Below are 13,999 nucleotides of genomic sequence, written 5' to 3' on the forward strand. Positions count from 1 at the left end.
GCCTCGTCAGGCCGGCTGGTCGACCTCGTCGCGTGTCGCGGTTGGCCGGATGGGCAGGGAGCGGCGCGCCGCCGTCCGGGCGTGGGTGGCGTACAGCGGCAGGGCGGTGAACACCAGCCCTCCCACCAGGTTGCCCAGCACGGTCGGGATCTCGTTCCAGACCAGGTAGTCCATGACCGTGAACTCACCCCCGAGCATGATGCCCGAGGGGAACAGGAACATGTTGACGATCGAGTGCTCGAAACCCATGAAGAAGAACAGCATGATCGGCATCCACATCGCGATGGCCTTGCCGGGCACATCCTTGGCGATCATCGCACCGGCCACACCGGTGGAGACCATCCAGTTGCACAGCATCCCTCGCACGAACAGCGTGAGCATCCCGGCCGCGCCGTGCTCGGCATACCCGAGGGTGCGGCCCTCACCGATGTGCCCGATCGCCTCGCCCACTTCATTCGGTGCAGTGTCGAAACCGAAGGTCACCACCACGGCCATCATCGCCGCCACGGTGAAGGCGCCGATGAAGTTGCCCACGAACACCAATCCCCAGTTGCGCAGCACACCGCGCACGGTCACGCCGGGCCGCTTGTCCAGCCACGCCAGGGGAGCGAGGACGAACACACCGGTCAGTAGGTCGTAGCCCAGCAGGTACAGCATGATGAACCCGACCGGGAACAGCACCGCACCGAGGAGGGCGATCCCGGTGGTGACGCTGACGGTGACGGCGAAAGCGGCGGCCAGGGCAAGCAGGGCACCCCCCATCGAGGCACGTACGAGCGTGTCCCTGGTGGACATGAAGATCTTCGACTCCCCGGCGTCGATCATCGTGGTGACCAGATCGTTCGGCTTGACGTACATGGCAGTCCCTTCCTCGAGGCTGCCTGACACGCTAGAGAGCGGGTGTTTCGCGCCGTGTCCGCGGCGGTGACGGCGATGTGACGATCTTCGCTCAGTCCGTGCACTGCCACTGTGAGAACCATCCGAGCGGCCTGAGCCTCGCTGCGGTGTGGTGCGGACGCCTGGCCCACACCCGGCACATGGCGCGATCGTGGGAGGATGTCGGCCGTGACTCAGCGACGTATCGCCTACCAGGGAGAACCCGGAGCCAACTCCGACATCCTGTGCCGTCAGTACTATCCGGACGCTCAGCCCGTGCCGTGCGCCTCTTTCGAGGACGTCTTCGCCGCGGTCGAGACGCGGGACGCTGATCTGGCACTCATCCCGATCGACAACTCCCTGGCAGGACGGGTAGCCGACATTCACCACTTCCTGCCGACCTCGGGGCTGCACATCGTCGCCGAGCACTTCCTGCGGATCCGGTTCATGCTGATGGCTGTGCCAGGTGCGACCCTGGAGACCATCCGGACGGTGCACTCGCACGTGCACGCGCTCGGCCAGTGCCGCGACATCATCCGTACCCACAGCCTCGAGCCGATTGTCTCCGGGGACACCGCCGGTGCGGCGCGTGAGGTCGCCGAGGCCGCCGACCTGACGCGGGCGGCGATCGCGCCGCCGCTCGCCGCCGAGATCTACGGGCTGGAGATCCTCGCCTCCGACGTCGAGGACGCCGAGCACAACACCACCCGGTTCATCGCGTTGGCGCCCGATCCCGCGCAGGTCGCGCCAGAGAACGGGCCCACGGTCACCACCTTCGTGTTCCGGGTGCGCAACCTGCCCGCCGCCCTGTACAAGGCCCTCGGTGGCTTCGCGACCAACGGCGTGAACATGACCAAGCTGGAGAGTTACATGGTGGGCGGGGAGTTCGTCGCCACCCAGTTCCTCGCCGAGATCGACGGCCACCCGGACGACCTGCCCGTACGTCGCGCTCTGGAGGAGTTGTCCTTCTTCACCCGCGAAGTCACGATCCTCGGGGTGTACCCGGCCGACCCCTATCGGCAGCAGGTCAGTGGCACGACCTGAGGCCCGGGCCGGTGGGTGCACGGTTCAGGTGGCGCCAGGGCACAGATCGGGGTCACGATAGGCAGGACCGGAAACTCGAGCGAGACGCCTCAGCGTCAGAGCAGGAGGAACCGATGAGCACTGCACCAGGAGACCACGCCTGGCGTGACGCCGGACTGATCGACCCGGATACGGGCGAGCGGAGCACCGACGAGCCGGTCAACCTCGTCCAAGAGGCCGACGAGGATGCGGCCGGGGCCGCAGCGGGTTCCGGTGAGGACTACCACCCGCACACCCCACGACCCGACCGAGACGGGCTCGCCGACGAGGCTGACGTGGCCGACCAGGCCGTGGTGGTGCCGGCGGAGGATCCGGACGAGGGCGAGTACTGACCGCCCTGCCGAGCCGCACCCTCTAGGCTGTCAGGCGTGCACCTGAAGACGCTGACGCTGCGGGGATTCAAGTCCTTCGCGTCTGCGACCACGCTCTCGTTGGAGCCGGGTATCACGTGCGTCGTGGGGCCGAACGGTTCCGGAAAGTCCAACGTGGTGGACGCTCTCTCGTGGGTGATGGGGGAGCAGGGTGCCAAATCGCTGCGCGGTGGAGCGATGGCAGATGTGATCTTCGCTGGCACCTCCTCCCGCCCACCGCTCGGCCGGGCCGAAGTCTCGTTGACGATCGACAATGCTGACGGCGCCCTGCCGATCGAGTACAGCGAGGTGACGATCTCCCGCACGCTCTTCCGCAACGGCGGTTCGGAGTACGCGATCAATGGCAGCTCGTGCCGGCTGCTCGACATCCAGGATCTGCTCTCCGACTCCGGGCTTGGCCGGGAGATGCACGTGATCGTCGGCCAAGGCCGGCTTGACGCCGTGCTACAGGCCACGCCGGAGGAGCGACGAGGATTCATCGAAGAGGCCGCCGGCGTGCTCAAGCACCGCAAGCGCAAGGAGAAGGCGCTGCGCAAGCTGGAGGCGATGGCTGCCAATCTCGCGCGGGTCAGCGACCTCACCGGTGAGATACGCCGTCAACTCGGCCCCCTGGCCAAACAGGCGGACGTGGCACGCCGGGCGCAGGTCGTCCAGATCGACCTGCGCGACGCCAAGGCCCGGTTACTTGCGGACGACTTGGTGCAGTTCACCTCCTCCCTCGCCCAGGAGATCGCCGACGAGACCGCGCTGCGGCAGGAACGGGACGCCGTCGAGAACGCGCAGCAGCAGGCGAGAGCGGAACTGACGCGCCTGGAGGGCGAAGCAGCGGCCGCTGCACCGGTCCTGAGCGAAGCCACCGAGATGTGGTACCGGCTGTCCTCGCTGCGGGAACGGCTCCGTGGCACCGAGACCCTCGCCGCCGAGCGGTGCCGCCTGCTCGGCACCCCAGCAACCGTCGAGGAGAATCGCCGCGACCCTGACGATCTGGACGCCCAGGCGGCCCGAGCGCGGGATGCAGAGGCCGAACTCGGGACCGAGGCGCAGAAGGCGCGCGACGATCTCGAAGGCGCTGTCACCGAACGTGCGCACGCCGAGCAGAAGAGCGCCGAAGCCGAGAAGGTGCTCGCCGCTGTTCACCGAGGCGTAGCCGACCGGCGCGAAGGTCTTGCTCGCCTCACCGGGCAGGTGGCCGCGACACGTGGCAAGGTCGAGGCGGCGGAAGCCGAACTGGAACGGTTGCGTCGCGACCTTGCCGCAGCAACCGACCGCGCGCAGCGGGCGAGCCGGGAGTTCACCGCCCTTGAGCAGCAGGCTGTTGGGCAGGCCGAGGGCGAAGAAGATCTCGACGATGCTCATGAGCAGGCGCGCGAGCAGCTCGAACGCGCACAGGAGCGGGTGCGCGAACTTGCCGAGGCCGAGCGGGAGGCAGACGGTGCCCGGGCCACCTGGACCGCGCGGCGGGACGCGCTCGAACTCTCCCTCACCCGCAAGGACGCCACCGGGACGGTGCTCGAGGCCGAGGACCTCCCAGGCGTGCTGGGTCCGGTCGCTGACCTTCTGACAGTCGAGCCCGGATACGAGACAGCTGTCACGGCCGCCCTCGGACCACTGGCCGATGCGGCCGCGCTGGAATCGGTCGACGTCGCCGTCGACGCGCTGCGCTACGTTCGCGAGAAGGACGCCGGACAAGCCCGGCTATTGCTCGCCCACGAGCAGGGCGCTCCACCTCCCGCCGGACCAGCACCCGGTGGCGGACGTTGGGCCCGGGACGTGGTCGAGGCGGCGGAGTCCGTGCGCGGAGCCGTCGACTGGCTGCTCGACGGTGTCGTCGTGGTGGAGGACCTTGCCACCGCCCGGCAGGTGCGGCTCGCGGATGCTGGGAGCGGCCGAGACCGGAGTGATGGTCCTCGCGGTCGTGCCCTGGTGGCCGTGACCCGTCACGGCGATGTGCTGGGGCCGGCACATGCTCGCGGAGGCAGTGTCGCCGGACCGAGTGTGCTGGAGTTGCACGCCGCGCGCGAGGAAGCGGCACAGCAGATCGCGGACGCAGCGGCGCGTGCCGAGCAGGCGCGGTTCGCACTGGGTCCGGCGCGCGAGGCGGTCGAGGCTGCGCAGGCGGAGGCCGACCGCACCCTGGCCGCGCTGCACGACTCCGATGCCCAGCTGGCCGCCGTCGCCGAGCGTCTCGGTCAGCATGGGGCAGCCATGCGGGCCGCGAACGCGGAGGCCGAGCGGATCCAACCGGCGATCGAGAAGGCCGAGCACGCACGTACCCAGCACGCTGAGGCGCTCGCCGAGATCGCCGAACGGCTCGAGGTGGCCGGGCAGGAACCAGTGGAGAGCGATACGGATCTGGAGGCGGCGACCGCAGACCGTGATCGCCTCGCCGAGGCGGCAACGCAGGCGCGCGGGCGGGAGACCGATGCGCGGCTGGTGCTGCGCACCGTCGAGGAACGGGTGCGTGCGCTCAGCGGGCGGGCCGAATCGCTGGAGCGGGCCGCCAAGGCCGAGCGAGAGGCGCGCGAGGCAGCCGCCCGGCGGGCCCGTCGCCGCGCCGAGCAGGCCGAAGTCGCCAACCTGGTCCGGGCAGGTGCCGCGCGAGCGCTCGCGGCGATCGAGCATTCCTTGCAGCTGGCCGCGACGCGCCGTGAGATCGCCGAGGACGAGCGTGCCCAGCGGGACGAGGCGCTGACGGCGGTGCGCGGGCGTCTGGACGAGCTCTCTGCCCGCCACTCTCAGCTGACCGACGTCGTCCACCGCGACGAGGTGGCGCGCGCGCAGCAGAAGCTACGGATCGAACAGCTGGAGCAGCGTGCGATCGACGAGCTCGGACTCGACCCCGAGGTGCTGGTGGCCGAGTACGGACCAGACCAGTTGGTCCCGCCGGTGCCGGCGCCTGGCTCCGAGGATGAACCCGAGCCGGCTCGCCCGTACGTGCGAACCGAGCAAGAGAAGCGCCTGCGGGCCGCTGAACGGGCCCTGAACCTGCTCGGCAAGGTGAATCCCCTCGCGCTGGAAGAGCATGCAGCGCTGGAGGAGCGGCACAAGTTCCTCACTGATCAGCTCGCTGACCTGAAGAAGTCCCGGGCCGACCTGCTCGACATCGTCGCCGAGATCGACCAACGGGTCGAGCAGGTCTTCACCTCCGCATTCGAGGACACGGCAGCCCAGTTCGAGCAGGTCTTCGCGCGGCTCTTCCCGGGAGGGGAGGGCAGGCTCGTCCTGACCGAACCCGACGACATGCTGACGACCGGTCTCGAGGTCGAGGCACGTCCGCCCGGTAAGAAGGTCAAGCGTCTCTCGCTGCTTTCAGGCGGTGAACGGTCCCTGACGGCCGTGGCGTTGCTGGTAGCGATCTTCAAGGCCCGGCCGAGCCCGTTCTACGTGATGGACGAGGTGGAGGCGGCGCTGGACGACGTCAACCTCGGCAGGCTGCTGGAGATCTTCCGTGAGCTGCGCAGCGACTCCCAGCTCATCGTGGTCACGCACCAGAAGCGGACCATGGAGATCGCCGACGCGCTCTACGGGGTGACGATGCGCGGAGACGGCGTCACCACCGTCATCAGTCAACGGATCGCCGACCGCGACGAGGTCGGCTGAGGCTGTGTGCGGCGTCACCAGATGGTGGGCGGGGCGTTGTCGGCGAGTCGCTGACGGACACCCGACCAGCGACGCATAATCGACGTGTGACCGCAGTCCTGCTCGCCTTCTTCGCCGCCGTCGCCGCGGCGTGCGCCGTGCTGTTCGTGCTGCTGCGCCGGCAAATTCCCGAGGAGGGTCTGCTGCCGTGGGTGCGCGAGTCGTTCGCTGTTCGCCACGAGTCGCGAGCGCCGGGTGAGGACGGTCCGGGTGCGCAACAGGACGTCGGAGTCTCGGAGCTGATGGGGCTGGCCGAGGATGGTCCGGCCTACCACCGCCCGGTCGACCTGGGATCGGTGGCGAAGCTGCGCTCGCGCACCTGAGGAAGTCGCAGGACTCACGCTCGCGAGATTCGCTCTGCGCGCGCTCAGTGAGCGAGACTGGGGCACGTGGAGATCTTCGCTGACATCTGGCTGTATCTGGTCCTCGGTGTTCTCGTTGTCGTCGGCGCGGGCCTCGCCCTGGTGCGCGGCCGGCACAGCCGGCATGAACGGCATGGCGAGACTGATGAGTCCGTTGAGACCGGTGAGACACCCACGACGGTTGGGACCAGTGGTGACGCCGACCCCGATACCGCAGCGGCACCGTCCGAGGCCGGCCTCGAGCCGGGTGCCGAACCGGAGCCGGGTGGTACTGACTCGGGTGGCCCGGCTACCGCTGCGGCGACCACGGTCGACGTGGAACGCCCCGAGTCGGTGGCAGGTCGCATGGTCCGGCTGCGGGCGCGCCTGGCTCGCGCCGGTGGACTGGGAAGCACGTTGCTTTCGCTCCTCTCGCGCGGTGACCTGGACGAGTCCGACTGGGAGGAGATCGAGGAGACTCTCCTGCTCGCCGACATCGGATCGGGGCCGACCGATGAGCTCATGACGGCGCTGCGCACCCGGGTGAAGGTGCTCGGCACCACCGATCCGGAGCAGGTGCGCGCACTCCTGCGGGAGGAGCTGCTCACGCTGGTGGACTCCGGGATGGACCGTCGCCTGGCGGTCAGCCCGGTCACCGGGGACGACGGTGAGCCGCACCCGGCGACCGTTCTCGTGGTCGGAGTCAATGGCACCGGGAAGACCACGACCGTCGGCAAGCTCGCCCGGGTATTGGTGGCCGAGGACAAGGACGTGCTGCTCGGCGCGGCCGATACCTTCCGCGCCGCCGCGGCCGACCAGCTGAGCACGTGGGGGGAGCGCGTCGGCGTCAGCGTCGTGCGTGCCGACCGGGAGGGGGCTGATCCTGCATCCGTCGCTTTCGACGCGGTCAAGGCGGGCCGGGAGAACGGGGTGGACACCGTCCTGGTGGATACCGCGGGCCGGCTGCAGAACAAGGCCGGGCTCATGGACGAGTTGGGGAAGATCCGCCGAGTGATCTCCCGCCACGCCCCCGTGAGCGAGGTACTCCTGGTGCTGGACGCCACCACGGGGCAGAACGGGATGCGGCAGGCGCAAGTGTTCTCCGAGGCCGTGGATGTCACCGGCATCGTGCTGACCAAGCTGGACGGCACCGCCAAGGGTGGGATCGTCGTCGCGGTCCAGCGCGAGCTGGGAGTGCCGGTGAAGTTCGTGGGCCTGGGAGAGGGGCCGGACGATCTGGCCCCGTTCGACGCCGCAGGCTTCGTGGACGCGCTGCTCGACTGACCAGCGGGCTTCGCGATCGCGTCGCGCCATGGCGTCCGGTCACTGAGACAGTACCCGGGGTGAAACACGGTGTTCACATGAACTCGCGATCGGTCACCGTGCCGTAACACATGCGGGTCATGAGGGAAACACGGACCAAGGAGAGTCATCTCCCGAGACCGGCCGCCCGAGCCGGTGCTGGGAGAGATCTGCATGGAACCCTTTATCGACACGGGTATCACCGCGTGGATGCTGGTATCGGCATCCCTCGTGCTGTTGATGACACCCGGTCTCGCCTTGTTCTACGGCGGGATGACACGAGCGAAGTCCGTTCTGAACATGATGATGATGTGCTTCGGGGCGATCGCCCTGATCGGCGTCATCTACCCCCTGTGGGGCTGGTCGATGTCCTACGGCGCCTCGATCGGTGGCATCTTCGGTAATCCGTTCGACCAGTTCGGCCTCGGCGGGTCCTTCGACCCGATCGCCGTCCTGAACGAGGAGACCGGCGCGTCGATGCCCACGATGGTCGACGTCGGCTTCCAGGCGACCTTCGCCATCATCACCGTGGCCCTGATCGCCGGTGCGATCGCTGACCGGGTGAAGTTCTCCACCTGGATGGTGTTCGCCGGCCTGTGGACCACGCTGGCCTTCTTCCCGATGGCACACATGGTCTGGAGCGGCGGTCTGCTCTCCGACGACGGTCCGTTTGCCGGCATCGCTTCCCCTGTCGACTTCGCCGGTGGCACCGTGGTGCACATCAACGCCGGTGTGGCGGGCCTGGTGCTTGCTCTGATCGTGGGCAAGCGCAAGGGCTTCGGCACCGAGCCGATGAAGCCTCACAACATGCCGCTGGTCATGCTCGGTGCCGCACTGCTGTGGTTCGGCTGGTTCGGATTCAACGCCGGCTCGGCGTACGGCGCGGACGAGGTCGCCGGTCTGGCGTGGGTGAACACCACCACGGCAGCTGCGGCCGCTGTGCTCGGCTGGTTGCTGGTCGAGAAGATCAAGTACGGCAAGGCCACCTCGCTTGGCGCAGCTTCCGGTATTGTCGCCGGCCTTGTGGCCATCACCCCGGCCGCAGGCGCTTTGACCCCCGTCACCTCGATCATCCTCGGGGCCGTGGCCGGTGTGCTGTGCGCCCTGGCCGTCAGTCTCAAGCACAAGCTCGGCTACGACGACTCACTCGATGTGGTCGGCGTCCACCTCGTCGGTGGCCTGGTCGGCACCGTCCTGATCGGCTTCCTGGCCACCGATGGCGGCCTGTTCTTCGGCGATGGTGTCAACCTGTTGATCGTCCAGATCCTGATCGCGTTGGTCGCCGTGGTGTTCTCTGGCATCGTCACCGTGGTGATCGGCCTGATTCTCAAGGCGGCCATGGGATGGCGTGTCGCCGAGGAGGACGAGGTACGCGGAATCGACCTGGCCGAGCACGCCGAGGGTGCCTACGAGGAGATCAACTCATGAAGCTCATCACCGCAGTGATCCAGCCACACAAGCTGGACGAGGTCAAGGCGGCGCTGTCCGCCGCCGGAGTTCGCGGCCTCACCGTCAGCGAGGCGTCCGGCTACGGCCGCCAGAAGGGCCACACCGAGGTCTACCGTGGCGCCGAGTACACGGTCGACCTGGTGCCCAAGGTTCGCGTGGAGGTGCTCGTCGACGACGCAGACGCCGCCAACCTGGCCGAAGTGGTCGTCGGTGCTGCCCAGTCGGGCAAGATCGGCGACGGGAAGGTCTGGATCTCACCGGTCGACGACGTCATCCGCGTCCGTACCGGTGCCAACGGTCCCGACGCGCTCTGACCCGATGTCCCTCACGCCCCAGACCGGGCGTGCGGAGGCCCCGCAGCCGCTGCTGCGGGGCCTCCGCTCCGCTCGCCTCGATGTTCGCGGCCACGGCCACGCGTACCGCGAACGCCTCGCTGTCCTCACCGACGCGGCACTGACTGAGCTCTGGCACGATGCGACAGCCTCCGCCGGGATCGACCCATCGACCGGGATCGCGCTCACGGCCGTCGGCTCACACGGACGCCGGGATGCCGGTCCTGCCAGCGACCTGGACCTGATGCTCGTCCATGACGGGCGCACCCACCCGGCCCAGGACGTCGCGGCGTTGGCCGAGAGCCTGTGGTACCCGATCTGGGACAGTGGGCTCGACCTCGACCACTCCGTGCGAACCCTCGCCGAGTGCCGTCACGTGGCCTCCGCCGACCTGCCGGCCGCCGTCGGGCTGCTGGACGTGAGGTGCGTGGCGGGGGACATGACCGTCCTGCACCACGCACGCTCCGCCGTCCTGGCAGACTGGCGCGCCTCCGCGCGCAGGCGACTGCCGGAGCTGACCGGCTCCACCACCGAACGAGCCGACCGCCACGGCGAACTCGCCTACCTGATCGAACCCGATCTGAAAGAAGCCCGTGGTGGACTGCGTGACGCCGTCGTGCTCAAGGCGCTGGCGGCTACCTGGCTGACCGACCGTCCGCACGGCGGGGTGGACCTCGCCTACGAGCACCTGCTGGACGTGCGCGACGCCCTCGCGCGGGTGACCGGCAGGCCGGTCAACCGGCTGCTGCGGGTCTACGCCGAGGAGGTGGCCGCACAGTTGGGCCACGACCACCCGGACGACTTGCTCGCGGCGCTCGCACAGTCCGGGCGGGTGATCTCCTACGCCCTGGACATCACGGTGCGGCATGCGCGGCAGGCGCTGCGCAAGCCCTCACTGAGTCTGCGGCCGACGCTAGTGCGTGGCCGGCGCCGTCCACCGCGTTTGCGACCCGTGGCGCACAATCTCGTCGAGCACGACGGCGAGCTCGTGCTGGGCATCGACGCACATCCCGAGCATGACCCGGAGCTGCCGTTGCGCGCGGCGGCGACCGCAGCGCGCAGCAAGCTGCCGCTCTCACCGGTCACGATCGCGTCCCTGCAGAAGGCGCCATCGCTCGAGACGCCCTGGACGGAGTCCGCTCGCGATCACATGCTGGCCCTGCTGGCCACCGGTGAGGCGCAGATCCCGCTGTGGGAGGCGCTCGACCTCGCCGGGGTGGTGACGCGGTGGTTCCCGGAGTGGGCGGCGGTACGCAACCGCCCCCAGCGCAGTCCGGTGCACGTGTACACGGTGGACCGGCATCTGGTGCAGACCGCCGCGAACGTCCGCGCCGGCGCCACCACCCCCGGTCGTGACGTGCTGCTGTGGGCGGCGATCTTCCACGACATCGGCAAGGTGGCAGGATCGCGCGACCACAGCGTGACCGGCGCGGAGCTCGTCGATGGCCTGCTCATCCGGATCGGCGTGCGAGATCCGGACCGGCGGGACGTGGTCACGCTGGTGCGCCACCACTTGCTGCTGGCCGAGACGGCCACCAGTGAAGACGTCGAGGATCCGGACGTGGTCGGCCGGGTCGCCAGGACGTTGGAACGACGCGTCGATCTGGTCCGGATCCTGCGGGCTCTCACCGAGGCCGACGCGCGCGCCGCCGGGCCGAAGGCGTGGACGGCATGGCGGGCGCAACTGGTCGATACTCTGACGGCGAACGTGCTCCGAGCCTGCGAGGAGGGCCACGGCGACTGAAGCCCGCCTCATGCGGGATATCCTCGATAGCCAGTACTGCCACCGCCAGAAGGAATCCCACGTGTTCGCCAGCCTCTCCGACCGGCTTTCCGCCACGTTCAAGTCGCTTCGCGGCAAGGGACGGCTCACCGAGGCGGACATCTCGACCACCGTCTCCGAGATCCGCCGCGCGCTGCTGGATGCCGATGTCGCCGTACCGGCCGTCCGCGCGTTCACGGCCGCCGTGCGTGAACGGGCAGGCTCCGCCGAGGTCTCCCAGGCGCTGAACCCGTCCCAGCAGATCGTCAAGATCGTCCACGAGCAGCTCGTCGAGATCCTGGGGGGCGACTCGCGCGAGCTCACCTTCGCCAAGCGGCCCCCGACGGTCATCATGCTCGCCGGTCTGCAAGGTGCCGGTAAGACGACCCTCGCCGGAAAGCTCGGCGCCTGGTTGAAAGAGCAGGGGCACACCCCCCTGCTGGTCGCCTCGGACCTGCAGCGGCCGAACGCCGTCAACCAGCTTGAGGTGGTCGGAGAGCGCGCCGGCGTGCACGTCTGGGCACCCGAGCGTGGCAACGGCGTCGGTGACCCGATCCAGGTCGCCCGTTCCGGTGTGGAGCATGCCCGGGAGAAGTTCTACGACGTGGTCGTCGTGGACACGGCCGGCCGCCTCGGTGTCGACGCCGAGATGATGCAACAGGCCGCCGACATTCGCGACGCTGTGAGCCCGGACGAGACCCTGTTCGTGCTCGACGCGATGATCGGTCAGGACGCGGTCACCACGGCCCAGGCATTCGCCGACGGGGTCGGATTCACCGGTGTGGTGCTCTCCAAGCTTGACGGCGACGCCCGCGGTGGTGCGGCGCTGTCGGTCCGGACCGTGACCGGCGCACCGGTGCTCTTCGCCTCCACGGGTGAGAAGCTCGGTGACTTCGAGCGCTTCCACCCCGACCGGATGGCTTCCCGCATTCTCGACATGGGTGATGTGCTCACCCTCATCGAGCAGGCTGAGAAGGCCTTCGACGCCGAGCAGGCCGAAGACCTCGCGAACAAGATCTCCGGTGACGGCGACTTCACGCTGCAGGACTTCCTGCAGCAGATGCAGCAGCTGAAGAAGCTCGGCCCGATGAAGAAGATGCTCGAGATGCTCCCCGGCATGGGGCAGATGCGCGAGCAGCTGGAGAACTTCGACGAGTCCGAGGTCACCCGCATCGAGGCCATGGTGCAGTCGATGACCCCGGCCGAGCGGGCCAACCCCAAGATCATCAACGGCTCTCGTCGCTCGCGGATCGCGAAGGGTTCGGGAACCACGGTGAGCGAGATCAACGGTCTGCTGGAGCGATTCGAGCAGGCGAAGACGATGATGCGCTCCATGGCCGCCAGCGGTGGGAAGGGGATGCCCGGAATGGGCGGGATGCCCGGTATGGGTGGTCTGCCCGGCAGCGGCAAGAAGTCCAAGGGCAAGATGGCGCCCCCACCCAAGCGGAAGAAGGGCAAGTCCGGCAACCCGGCCAAGCGCGCCCAGCAGGAGCGCGAGATGGCCCAGCGGGCGGCCCAGAAGCCGTCCGGGCCGAGCGGCTCGGCCTTCGGGGCCGGATCCGCCGACTCGTCGGACCAGGTGGACCCGTCCTCGCTCGACCTGCCGCCCGGATTCGACAAGTTCCTACGTCGCTGAACCATGACGGCGCAGCCTGAGCCCACCTGGCGCCTCACCGGGCCCGTGCTCGCCGGCCCAGGACCCTCGGGCACGGGTCCAGGGGGAACATCCGGCGCGGTGCCCGGGCCGATCTGGGCGCACCAGGGCAGGGTGACTTTCACCGAGCCCAGCCACTGCGGTCCTGGCACGGCCACGACGGTCGAGGGATGGGTTCTGCCGGGACTGGTGGATGTGCACTGCCATATCGGGCTCGGGCCGGACGGGCCCGTGGACTCCGAGACCTCCCGCGCCCAGGCCGTGGCCGACCTGCGCGCCGGGACGTTGCTGGTTCGTGATGCCGGCTCGCCGGCCGACACCCGCTGGCTGGACGGCGACCCTCTGGCTCCGCGGATCATCCGGGCCGGGCGTCATCTCGCTCGCCCGAAGCGGTACTTGCGTCACTACGCGCGGGAGCTGGACGCCGTCGAGGATTTGCCGGTTGCCATGGCGCAGGAGGCTGCCCGCGGGGATGGCTGGGTCAAACTTGTGGGGGACTGGATCGATCGTTCCGCGGGCCCCGAGGCCGATCTGACCCCGCTGTGGCCACGGAGCGAGTTGATCGCCGGGGTGGCGGCCGCACACGCAGCCGGGGCGCGCGTGACGGTGCACACCTTCGCCACGGAGACGGTCGACGATCTGCTCGCCGCCGGCGTCGACTGCATCGAGCACGGAACCGGGATGAGGGCCGACCAGATCGGGCGAGCGGCCGCCGCCGGCATCCCGGTGGTGCCGACGATGCTGCAGGTCGCGAACTTCGAGGCGATCGCTGCTCAGGGTGAGGCGAAGTTCCCGCGTTTCGCGGCGCGCATGCGCGCGATGTATGGACGGCGGAACCAGCAGGTGCGGGACTTCCACGACGCCGGAGTACGACTGCTGCTGGGCACCGACGCCGGCGGCACGATCGGGCATGGCCGGATCGCCGACGAAGCCGCAGCGCTCGTCGAGGCAGGCATTCCGGCTGCCGATGTGGTGGCCGCGGCCACCTGGTCCGCGCGGGAGTTTCTGGGGGCGCCCGGGCTGGTGGAGGGAGCTCCGGCCGACATGATCGTCTATCCGGCCGATCCCCGTGGCGACATCTCGGTGCTCGCGCACCCGCGCGCGGTGTTCCGCGCCGGGCACCGCATCGTCTGAGGCGCACCTCGGCAACAGCGGGCACGGCTTGACGCATCTCGAGTTCTCTGGTTCAT

General features: G+C 69.1%; 11 protein-coding genes. 10 read left to right on the top strand and 1 reads right to left on the bottom strand.

Annotated elements, in window-relative coordinates; translation table 11 throughout:
* Positions 1-6: 6 nt before the first annotated feature.
* The gene (locus IM660_RS07365; RefSeq protein WP_193498699.1) at positions 7-858 is read right to left on the bottom strand and encodes a formate/nitrite transporter family protein; all 852 of its coding nucleotides are present in this window, start codon (positions 856-858) and stop codon (positions 7-9) included.
* 198 nt (positions 859-1,056) lie between these two features.
* On the opposite strand from IM660_RS07365, the gene IM660_RS07370 reads away from it, so the two are divergent.
* From IM660_RS07370 to IM660_RS07415, 10 genes are all read left to right on the top strand, one after another.
* The gene (locus tag IM660_RS07370; protein ID WP_193498700.1) at positions 1,057-1,920 is read left to right on the top strand and encodes a prephenate dehydratase; all 864 of its coding nucleotides are present in this window, start codon (positions 1,057-1,059) and stop codon (positions 1,918-1,920) included.
* Between the two features lie 113 nt (positions 1,921-2,033).
* A complete protein-coding gene (locus tag IM660_RS07375) occupies positions 2,034-2,291 on the top strand; it encodes a hypothetical protein (RefSeq protein WP_193498701.1) in 258 nt (85 codons plus the stop codon).
* A gap of 36 nt (positions 2,292-2,327) precedes the next feature.
* A complete protein-coding gene (gene smc / locus IM660_RS07380; RefSeq protein WP_193498702.1) occupies positions 2,328-5,930 on the top strand; it encodes a chromosome segregation protein SMC in 3,603 nt (1,200 codons plus the stop codon).
* A gap of 86 nt (positions 5,931-6,016) precedes the next feature.
* The gene (locus IM660_RS07385; RefSeq protein ID WP_193498703.1) at positions 6,017-6,292 is read left to right on the top strand and encodes a hypothetical protein; all 276 of its coding nucleotides are present in this window, start codon (positions 6,017-6,019) and stop codon (positions 6,290-6,292) included.
* A gap of 72 nt (positions 6,293-6,364) precedes the next feature.
* Positions 6,365-7,594: a signal recognition particle-docking protein FtsY gene (gene ftsY / locus IM660_RS07390; protein WP_193499280.1), complete on the top strand. Its 1,230-nt coding sequence runs from the start codon at positions 6,365-6,367 to the stop codon at positions 7,592-7,594.
* 192 nt (positions 7,595-7,786) lie between these two features.
* Positions 7,787-9,040, top strand: a complete 1,254-nt coding sequence (locus IM660_RS07395; RefSeq protein WP_193498704.1) for an ammonium transporter — start codon at positions 7,787-7,789, stop codon at positions 9,038-9,040.
* Entirely contained in the window at positions 9,037-9,375 is a 339-nt protein-coding gene (locus IM660_RS07400; protein WP_159621781.1) for a P-II family nitrogen regulator, read from the top strand. The genes IM660_RS07395 and IM660_RS07400 overlap by 4 nt, the downstream gene beginning before the upstream one ends.
* A 4-nt stretch (positions 9,376-9,379) precedes the next feature.
* Positions 9,380-11,137 carry a [protein-PII] uridylyltransferase gene (locus IM660_RS07405; RefSeq protein WP_193498705.1) on the top strand — a complete coding sequence of 586 codons (1,758 nt, stop codon included), beginning with the start codon at positions 9,380-9,382 and terminating at the stop codon, positions 11,135-11,137.
* A gap of 61 nt (positions 11,138-11,198) precedes the next feature.
* Positions 11,199-12,791 carry a signal recognition particle protein gene (ffh, locus tag IM660_RS07410; RefSeq protein WP_193498706.1) on the top strand — a complete coding sequence of 531 codons (1,593 nt, stop codon included), beginning with the start codon at positions 11,199-11,201 and terminating at the stop codon, positions 12,789-12,791.
* A 3-nt stretch (positions 12,792-12,794) separates the two neighbouring features.
* Positions 12,795-13,943 carry an amidohydrolase family protein gene (locus tag IM660_RS07415; protein ID WP_193498707.1) on the top strand — a complete coding sequence of 383 codons (1,149 nt, stop codon included), beginning with the start codon at positions 12,795-12,797 and terminating at the stop codon, positions 13,941-13,943.
* Positions 13,944-13,999 lie beyond the last annotated feature (56 nt).

The sequence above is a fragment of the Ruania alkalisoli genome, from assembly GCF_014960965.1.
Taxonomy (GTDB): domain Bacteria; phylum Actinomycetota; class Actinomycetes; order Actinomycetales; family Beutenbergiaceae; genus Ruania; species Ruania alkalisoli.